The following is an 8,965-nucleotide window of genomic DNA, read 5'->3' on the forward strand; positions in this document are numbered from 1 at the left end:
CCCGAACGACATCACGCGCAAGACGCCGGCATGCTTTGAGCCCACGCTCGATTACGTGGTGGTGAAGATTCCCAAGTGGCAGTTCGAAAAATTCCCCGGCGCCGACGAGACCCTGGGCCCGCAGATGAAGTCGGTGGGCGAGGTGATGGCCATCGGCCGCACCTTCAAGGAAGCGCTGATGAAAGGTGTGCGGTCGCTGGAGACCGGAAAGCGGCCGGGCTCGATGAAAATCGAGCCGCGCATCCTGACGCAGCGCCTGGTGACGCCACATCCCGAGCGGCTGAGCTATCTGCGTTACGCGCTTCGCCAGGGACACACCGTCAAAGAACTGGCCAAGATGACGGCCATCGATCCGTGGTTCCTCTACCAGATGAAAGAGATCACGGAGATGGAAATGGAGGTGGAGAAGCACCCGCTGGAGTCGGCGCCGGCCAGGGTGCTGCTGGCGGCCAAGCGCGCCGGACTCTCCGACGCGCGGCTTGGAGTTGCGTGGCGCGTGCCGGACGGGCAGGCTGCGGCCAACAAGATCCGGCATCTGCGCAAGAAGCACCGCGTCACGCCCGTCTATAAGCGCGTGGACACCTGCGCCGCCGAATTCGAAAGCTACACCCCCTATCTCTACTCGACCTACGAAGAAGAGGACGAAGCCGCGCCCACCGACCGCAAGAAGGTCATCATCCTGGGCTCGGGGCCGAACCGCATCGGGCAGGGAATCGAGTTCGATTACTGCTGTTGCCACGCCTCGTTCGCGCTGCGCGAGGATGGCTACGAGACGGTGATGGTCAACTGCAATCCGGAGACGGTCTCTACCGACTACGACACCAGCGACCGGTTGTACTTCGAGCCGCTGACGCTCGAGGACGTGCTGGCGGTGTACGAGCACGAAGCGTCGGGGGGCGCGCCGGTGGGCGTGATCGTGCAGTTCGGTGGACAGACGCCGCTCAACCTGGCGCTGCCGCTCAAGGCAGCGGGCGGGAGCATCATCGGGACCTCGCCTGAATCCATCGACCTGGCGGAAGACCGCAAGCGCTTCGGCAGGCTGCTGGAGGAACTCGCCATCCCCCAACCACCGGGCGCAACCGCCACCAGCGTGGAGCAGGCCGTGGCAGCAGCGAATCAGATCGGATACCCGGTGCTGGTGCGTCCGTCGTACGTGCTGGGCGGGCGGGCCATGGTCATCGCCTACGACGACGATTCCGTCATCCACTACATGAAAGAAGCGGTGGACTACTCGCAGGAACGTCCGGTGCTGATCGACCACTTCCTGGAAGATGCCACCGAGGTGGATGTGGACGCGCTCTCCGACGGCGAGGACGTGGTGATCGCCGGCATCATGCAGCACATCGAGGAAGCCGGCATCCATTCCGGCGATTCCTCCTGCGTGCTGCCAGCGGTGGACATCCCGCAGGCTGCGATCGCCACCATGCGCGACTACACCTTCCGCCTGGCCCGCGCGCTGCGCGTCGTCGGACTGATGAACATCCAGTTCGCCATCCAGCGGCGGAGCCCGCGTTCCGCGGAGGGGGACGCGCAGAAATCCGAAGACCGGGTTTACGTGCTCGAAGTCAACCCGCGCGCCTCGCGCACGGTGCCCTACGTTTCCAAGGCCACGGGGGTGCCGCTGGCGAAGATCGCGGCGCGGCTCATGGTAGGCCGCAAGCTGCGGGAATTCCTGCCGGAACACGTCGAGCGCACTACGGACCTCACGACCGGCGGGTGTTACTTTGTGAAGTCGCCCGTGTTCCCGTGGTCGAAGTTTCCGGGTGTGGATACGGTGCTGGGTCCGGAGATGAAGTCCACGGGCGAAGTGATGGGCGTGGCCGACAGCTTCGGCGAAGCCTTTGCGCGGGCGCAGCTCTCGGCCGGCCTGACGCTGCCCACCGCGGGGACGATCTTCCTCAGCGTCACCGACCGCGACAAGCCGGCTGCGGTGCCCATCGCACAGCGCTTTTCCGAACTGGGCTTCCGCATTGTGGCCACGCACGGCACCGCCGATGCGCTGGAGCGGGCCGGGCTGGTGGTGGACCGCGTCTACAAGGTCAAGGAAGGGCGCCCCAACGTGGTGGACCTCATCAAGGGAGACAAGATTCAACTGGTCATCAATACGCCACACGGCGCCGAGCCCTGGTTCGACGAGAAGGCTATCCGCCGCGCCGCCGTGACCCACCATATCCCCACCATCACCACGTTGTCGGCGGCCCGCGCCGCTGCCGAGGGCATCGCTGCACGCCAGCGGGGCGAGATCAGCGTGCGGGCGCTGCAGCAATTGCATGCCGGGCAGGAAGCCACCGCGAAGTAATCCTCACCAAAGAGACACGGAGACACGGAGGGATTCCGGTTCCTAATTCCGAGCGCAGCGCGGAAACCCTATTCCCGCACAGCCATTCGGGATTGCTACAATCCGCCGTCTGAGGTGCCGCAATGAAACCTGCCGTATTGACTATCGTCTTACTGAGCCTCCTTTCCACCGACCTAGCCGCACAGGAGCGGCCGCATCCCCTTCGTCCCGTTTCCACCTTCTCCATCGTGGCCCGCGACCCGCAGACAGGCGAGTTGGGCGTGGCGGTGCAGTCGCACTGGTTTTCGGTGGGGCAGATCGTTCCGTGGGCGGAATCCGAGGTGGGTGCCGTGGCCACGCAGTCGTTTGTGGATCCAAGCTACGGCAAGCTGGGGCTGGATTTGATGCGGGCAGGCCGAAGCGCACCCGAGGCCCTGCGCGGGTTGCTGGCGGCGGACGCCGGCCGCGAGGTCCGCCAAGTGGCAATGATCGATGCCCAGGGGCGCGTGGATGCCTACACCGGCAAGAATGACATTCATGCGGCGGGGAACATCGTCGGGGCGCAGTTCTCCGTTCAGGCCAACCTGATGGCAAACGACAAGGTCTGGCCCGCTATGGCCAAGGCATATCAAGAAACCAAGGGTGACCTGGCCGACCGCATGCTCGCCGCGCTCGATGCGGCGCAGGCGGTAGGCGGAGATATCCGCGGGACGCAATCCGCGGCATTGATCGTCGTGAGGGCTAAGTCCTCGGGTAAGCCCTGGGAAGACCGCGTCTTTGATCTGCGCGTGGATGACAGCGAAGAACCGCTCAAGGAGTTGCGGCGGCTGGTGACGCTGCAGCGGGCCTACAACCACATGAACGCCGGAGACCTCGCCGTCGAGCACAAGGACAACGAAGCCGCGCTCCGGGAGTACGCAGCCGCCGAAGCCCTGGCAGCAAGCTCGGAGGGGATTCCAGCGAGCCGCCTGGCGGAGATGACCTACTGGCATGCCGTGGCGCTGGTCAATATGAAGCGCGTGGAGGAGGCGCTGCCGCTGTTCGAAAAAGCCTTTAAGCTGCAGCCGAGCTGGCGCGAATTGACGCCCCGGCTGCCCAAGTCCGGCTTGCTGCCGGATGATGCCGCCCTGATCGAGCGGATCGTAGGGAAGGGAAGCGGGAACTAGCTACTGCTCCTGCACGCCCGGCATCTCCTCGAGCAGGTTGATGCGCTCGGAATCGCCCTCGACTTCGACCTCGAGAATGTTGTACTGCCATTCGCCGGCTTGCTTGACAGCGTCCACGTGGATGGTGCCCTTGCCGCGCGGACCGGAAATGGGAATGCCGATCTTGGCCTCGCCGTGCTCGGGCGTGATGTTGAACGAGCCGGTGAACATCCAGCCTTCCTCGATTGGAGTGCCGAGCCTTTGCACTACGGCGGGATGGGCGCGGGCCTTGGCTACCGACTGTTTGTAGATTTCCTCGTTCTTCATCGAGCCGAAGACCACCGCCAGGATGAGGGCGACGAAGGCGAAGATGAGCACGATGAAGCCGAAGCAGCCCACGGGGACGACCCACTTCCAATTGCGTCCCAGCCAGCTCTTCTGGGGCACGCCGGGCAGGCCGGGCGAGATGGGCCCGCCACCGGCTGTTTCGCTCAGGATGCGTCCGCAGCCGGGACACACCGTGGCGCCCAGGGGAATGTCGAGGTTGCAACTAGGACAGTGCATGAGCCACCACCTGGAGAGGATGCGGCCGGACTGTACCGCGAATGAGTTCGCGAAGCAATGGGTCCGTGCGTTCGGTGTGCTTCCCTGTGTATGCTGGATTATCCGCTTTCCTTCGGCTGCGGTCGCTTCTTGCGGCTGATGGCTGAAGGGTGTGACGAGGGTCCCATGCTCCTTCACGGCATCTTTCCACCCATCACGACGCCCTTCTATCCGGATGGCGCGGTGTACTTCCGCAAGCTGGAAGCTAACGTCGAGCGCTATTCGAAGACTCCGGTGGCCGGGATCGTGGTGCTGGGCTCGACGGGCGAGGCCCTGATGCTCAGCGACGAAGAGCAGCGAGACGTGCTCCGTGTGGCGCGCGATGCGGCAGCGCCGGAGAAAGTGTTGATTGCGGGGACGGGGATCGAGTCAGCGAGCGAGACGCTGCGCTTGACCGAGTACGCCGCCGGGCTAGGCTACGACGTTGCCATGGTGCGCACTCCGCACTATTACAAGCGCCAGATGCAACCGGCGAACATGCTGGCTTTCTATCGCACGGTGGCGGACCGCTCGCCTCTGCCGGTGATCATCTATAACTTCCCGCCCAACACGGGGTATGACATCCCGGCGGAAGTGGTGATAGCGCTGGCCGAACATCCCAACCTGATCGGCATCAAGGAATCCAGCGGGGACATAGCCAAGGTGAAGGCCATGGTGGATGGCACTCGCGAGGTGCGGCGTACCGCGACTGTAACCGAAGTGTTCGCGGCAGTGACGGGAAGAATGTTGTCACCGGTGGCGGCAGGGGACGCGGGGTTGATCGCGCCTTCTGTCCTCACGGGTGGAGGCGGGGGCGCGGCCGTCCAGGCGCCACCGATGCGAAAAACGCGCACCAAAGAGGTGGGCTTCCAGGTGCTGGTGGGCTCGGCGCAGACCTTGAAGGATTCGCTGGACGTGGGCGCAGTGGGAGCCATTCTGGCATTTGCGGATTGCGCGCCCACCGCCTGCTACGAGATCTTCACCGCCTGGAAGGAAGATGACCAGGCGCTGGCGAAAGAAAAGCAGCAGCGGATCGCAGAGGCGGCGAAGAAGATCGTGGGCGAGTTTGGCATCCCGGGCGTCAAGTACGCCATGGACTTCAACGGCTACTACGGCGGACCTCCGCGGTTGCCCCTGCTGCCGCCGACCGCCGAGCTCAAGCAGGAGATCGAACGGCTGCTGGCCGGGATCCGGAACTGAGCGTGGCGCCCCGACCCAAGGCCAGACGCGCGGACGCGCTCGCCGCGCGCACTCCCCGCCGAACGTCTCAAGGCGCGAGCCGGCCGGTCTTGTTACAGGTCTCTGAAGAGATGAAGCACTGGGCGGCCATGCTGGGCGGGGAACTAGAGAGCTGGCCCGGCGTGAGCACGCGGCCCATGTTCGGCTTCCTCAGCTTCTATCGCGGCAAGAACGTCTTCGCCGCCCTGCCTAAGACGCGCTCGATGGGTTCGCCCACCTCGTTCATTTTCAGGCTGCCGCCGGATTCTCCGCTCAAGGCCCGAGCGAGGAAGGATCCGCGCATCGGCCCGTCGGAAATGGCGCAAGCACGCTGGATGACTTTCGAGATGCAGTCGGAGGCCGATCTGCGGGACGCGCTCACCTGGCTCGACCGCGCCTATCTTGCGGCCGGCGGGCCGCGCTTGACGAAACGGGGCCGCAGGCCCTAGAATATCGAACGTTCGTTCGAGATACCCCTGTGCCCACAGCTGCCAGCCCCCGACTCGACACCGCTCTGCCCGCCGACCGGCGCTTCGACCGCCGCCTGGCTGAGATCCTGGAGCATGCCACCGAAGTCTTCTGCGAAAAGGGCTATGAAGGCGCTTCCATGCGCGACCTTTCCCGCGCCACGGGCACGTCGCTGGCCGGGCTCTATTACTACTTCGAGAGCAAAGAGAAGCTGCTCTACCTCATCCAGAAGCACACCTTCTCCACCATCCTGGAGCGGTTGCAGGAACGGCTGGAAGGCGTCCGCGATCCGGAACAGCGTGTGCGCGTGCTGGTGGAGAACCACCTGGACTATTTTCTGGCCAACGCCGCGGCGATGAAAGTGCTCTCCCACGAAGCCGATGTGCTGAAGAACACGTATGGAGCGCAGATCGCCGCCATCAAGCGCCAGTACTATCGAACGGCGCTGGGGCTGCTGGAAGACCTGAAGCGCTCCAAGGGGCTAGAATTCAATGCGCGCATCGCGGTGCTGAGCCTGTTCGGCATGATGAACTGGATCTATACCTGGTACAACCCGCGCGTGGATGCCGATGCCGAGGCGCTGGCCCGGCAGATGGGCGACCTGTTCCTGCGCGGGATTTGCGGCTCTACGCGCGGCAAGCGCAACGGACGCCGCTGACCACATTCCACCCTGGACACAGGGAATCTTGGGAAGGAGTTTTCGATGGCAACCGCAACCGAAACCGCAACCAAACAGCTTGTCAACTATCGCGTGGAGCAGGGCGTGGCGGTGATCGAGATGAACGATCCCCCGGCCAACACCTACACCTACGAGATGAACCGCCAGCTCGACGAGGCCATCCTCAAGGCCCGGATGGACAACGACGTGTACGTCATCGTTCTGACCGGCGCGGGAGAAAAGTTTTTCTCCGCGGGCGCGAACATCAAGATGCTGGCCAGCGTGGATCCTGTCTTCAAGTATTACTTCTGCCTGCACGCCAATGAGACGCTGCTGCGGCTGGAGCACACGCCGAAGCTGGTGATCGCCGCGCTGAACGGACACACCGTAGGCGGCGGCCTGGAAATCGCCATGGCCGCGGACCTGCGCATTGCGCGCCGCGACGCCGGCAAGATCGGACTGCCGGAGATCAACCTGGGCGTACTGCCGGGCACCGGCGGGACGCAGCGACTGTCGCGCATCGTCGGCAAGTCCAAGGCCATCGAGCTGATGGTGACCGGCAACACCTTTTCGTTCGAGGAGGCCAAAGAACTGGGCCTGGTGAACGACATCTTCGAGCGCGAAAACTTCATGGAGAACGTGATGGAGTACGCCCGGCAGTTCTGCCCGCCCAACAAGGCGGCCATGGCGGTGGGCCACATCAAACGCTCGGTGCAGACCGGCTGGGAGATTCCGCTGGAGTCGGCGCTGGCCGTCGAGCGCGAGCTGCAATCGCTGCTGTTCAAGAGCCAGGACGCTAAGGAAGGCCTGAACGCCTACGTGGAGAAGCGTCCGGCGACGTTCAAAGCGAAATGACGGCGCTCGGCGGGTGTCCGAGCCCGCCGCCGTCATCCTGAGCGAAGCGAAGGACCTTGGGGTGCAATCGGAGGAGTGAGAACCAAATCATGCTCACGGCAACCAAAGCGAAGATCGAACCGGGCAAGCTGCTGATCGGCGGCGAATGGCGGGACTCGTCGAACGGCCAGACGTTCGAGACGGTGAATCCGGCCACGGGCGAGGTGCTCACGCACATCGCCCAGGGAACGCTGGAGGACGTAGAGACCGCGGTGGCCGCGGCGCGCAAGGCCTTCGACGACGCGGGCGGCCCCTGGCAGAAGATGACCGCCAGCGAGCGTGGCAAGGTGCTGTGGCGCGTTGCCGACCTCATCGAGCGGGACATCGAGGAGATCGCCGAGATCGAAACGCTCGATAACGGCAAGCCTATCTTCGAGTCGCGCTACGTGGACGTGCCCACCGTGGCCGACGTCTTCCGCTACTACGCGGGCTGGGCCACGAAGATCCACGGTGAGACCATCAACTCGCGCGCCAATGCGTTCACCTACACGCTGCGCGAGCCGGTGGGAGTGGTAGCCGCCATTGTGCCGTGGAATTTCCCGCTGCTTCTGGCGGCCTGGAAGATCGCGCCAGCGCTGGCCACCGGCAATACGGTCATCTGGAAGCCGGCCACGCAGACCACGCTTTCCGCGCTGCGCATCGGGAAACTGATGCTGGAAGCGGGTGTGCCGCCGGGGGTGGTGAATATCCTGCCGGGACAGGGCTCGGTAGTCGGCATGGCGCTGGTGAAACATCCCGGCGTGGACAAGGTCGCCTTCACCGGCTCGACCGTGGTGGGCAAGGAAGTGATGCGCAGCGCGGCTGACACCGTGAAGCGTCTGACGCTCGAGCTGGGCGGCAAGTCGCCCAACATCGTGTTTGCCGATGCCGACATGGAAGCCGCCATTCGCGGCGCTGCCAACGGCATCTTCTACGGCAAGGGCGAAGTCTGCGCCGCCGGTTCCCGCCTGTTCGTGGAGAAGAAGGTCCATGACCAGTTCATGGAGAAGCTGGTGGATCGCACCAAGAAGCTCAAGCCCGGCGATCCGCTCGACCCCAAGACCCGCCTGGGCGCCATCGTCAGCGAGCAGCAGATGAAGACCGTGCTGGCCTACATCGAGAAGGGCAAGCAGGAAGGCGCCAGCCTGGTGGCCGGCGGCAGCCGCGCGTCGGTGGACGGGGGCAAGGGATATTTCATCGAGCCCACGATTTTCGACGCCGTGGACAACCAGATGACCATCGCGCAGGAAGAGATTTTCGGGCCGGTGCTGGCCACCATCAGCTTCGAGGATCCGGAGGAAGTGGCTGCACTCGCCAACCAGAACATCTACGGTCTGGCGGCGGCGGTGTGGACCAACGACATCAAGAAGGCGCACACCGTGGCGCGCCGACTGAAGGCGGGCACGGTGTGGGTGAATGCCTACAACCTGTACGACGTGGCGCTTCCGTTCGGCGGTTACAAGCAGTCCGGATTCGGCCGCGAGTTGGGCATGCACGCCATCGAGCACTACACGGAACTCAAGAGCGTCTGGGTGAATCTATAAAGGAAAGCGATCATGCCGGGAAAAATCTTCAAGATCGGAACGTTCAGCGATTGGGCGGGGTTGTTCGAGGAGTGGCGCAAAGAGATCGGCGTGAACCCCAAGGAGATCGCCGAGTTCAAGGTCGAGACCCTGTACGGCGCCATTGAGACCAACGAGATCCAGTTCGGCCACTACAAGGGGCGGCCGAAGTGGGAGAACG

Annotated in this window: 9 protein-coding genes; 8 read left to right on the forward strand and 1 reads right to left on the reverse strand. The window is 64.1% G+C overall.

Features of this window, described 5'->3' with window-relative positions; translation table 11 throughout:
• Window positions 1-2,299 (forward strand): carbamoyl-phosphate synthase large subunit (carB, locus tag VLE48_08285; protein HSA92994.1); only part of this gene is annotated, 2,299 nt, incomplete at its 5' end.
• A 122-nt stretch (window positions 2,300-2,421) separates the two neighbouring features.
• Window positions 2,422-3,444 carry a DUF1028 domain-containing protein gene (locus VLE48_08290; protein HSA92995.1) on the forward strand — a complete coding sequence of 341 codons (1,023 nt, stop codon included), beginning with the start codon at window positions 2,422-2,424 and terminating at the stop codon, window positions 3,442-3,444.
• Here VLE48_08290 and VLE48_08295 read toward each other — a convergent pair whose 3' ends face one another.
• A complete protein-coding gene (locus VLE48_08295; protein HSA92996.1) occupies window positions 3,445-3,987 on the reverse strand; it encodes a cytochrome c oxidase assembly factor Coa1 family protein in 543 nt (180 codons plus the stop codon).
• Window positions 3,988-4,152: 165 nt separating this feature from the next.
• On the opposite strand from VLE48_08295, the gene VLE48_08300 reads away from it, so the two are divergent.
• The 6 genes from VLE48_08300 to VLE48_08325 all read left to right on the forward strand — a co-directional run.
• Complete coding sequence (locus VLE48_08300; protein HSA92997.1) at window positions 4,153-5,205, forward strand: dihydrodipicolinate synthase family protein; 1,053 nt, start codon at window positions 4,153-4,155, stop codon at window positions 5,203-5,205.
• A gap of 89 nt (window positions 5,206-5,294) precedes the next feature.
• Window positions 5,295-5,672 (forward strand): hypothetical protein, encoded by a 378-nt coding sequence (locus tag VLE48_08305; GenBank protein ID HSA92998.1) that lies wholly within the window; start codon window positions 5,295-5,297, stop codon window positions 5,670-5,672.
• A 29-nt stretch (window positions 5,673-5,701) separates the two neighbouring features.
• The gene (locus VLE48_08310) at window positions 5,702-6,349 is read left to right on the forward strand and encodes a TetR/AcrR family transcriptional regulator (protein ID HSA92999.1); all 648 of its coding nucleotides are present in this window, start codon (window positions 5,702-5,704) and stop codon (window positions 6,347-6,349) included.
• 45 nt (window positions 6,350-6,394) lie between these two features.
• On the forward strand, window positions 6,395-7,204 hold the full coding sequence (locus VLE48_08315) for an enoyl-CoA hydratase/isomerase family protein (GenBank protein ID HSA93000.1): 810 nt from the start codon (window positions 6,395-6,397) through the stop codon (window positions 7,202-7,204).
• 89 nt (window positions 7,205-7,293) lie between these two features.
• The gene (locus VLE48_08320; protein HSA93001.1) at window positions 7,294-8,766 is read left to right on the forward strand and encodes an aldehyde dehydrogenase family protein; all 1,473 of its coding nucleotides are present in this window, start codon (window positions 7,294-7,296) and stop codon (window positions 8,764-8,766) included.
• Between the two features lie 12 nt (window positions 8,767-8,778).
• A partial coding sequence (locus VLE48_08325; GenBank protein ID HSA93002.1) for a hypothetical protein occupies window positions 8,779-8,965 on the forward strand: 187 nt, incomplete at its 3' end.

Source organism: Terriglobales bacterium (assembly GCA_035454605.1).
In the GTDB taxonomy this organism is placed as follows: Bacteria; Acidobacteriota; Terriglobia; order Terriglobales; family Acidobacteriaceae; genus DATMAB01.

What these genes read in the sequence shown, in the direction of transcription:
- VLE48_08290 (HSA92995.1), top strand. Translation starts at nt 2,422, where the DNA reads ATGAAACCTGCCGTATTGACTATCGTCTTACTGAGCCTCCTTTCCACC.
- VLE48_08295 (HSA92996.1), bottom strand. Translation starts at nt 3,987, where the DNA reads ATGCACTGTCCTAGTTGCAACCTCGACATTCCCCTGGGCGCCACGGTG.
- VLE48_08300 (HSA92997.1), top strand. Translation starts at nt 4,153, where the DNA reads ATGCTCCTTCACGGCATCTTTCCACCCATCACGACGCCCTTCTATCCG.
- VLE48_08315 (HSA93000.1), top strand. Translation starts at nt 6,395, where the DNA reads ATGGCAACCGCAACCGAAACCGCAACCAAACAGCTTGTCAACTATCGC.
- VLE48_08320 (HSA93001.1), top strand. Translation starts at nt 7,294, where the DNA reads ATGCTCACGGCAACCAAAGCGAAGATCGAACCGGGCAAGCTGCTGATC.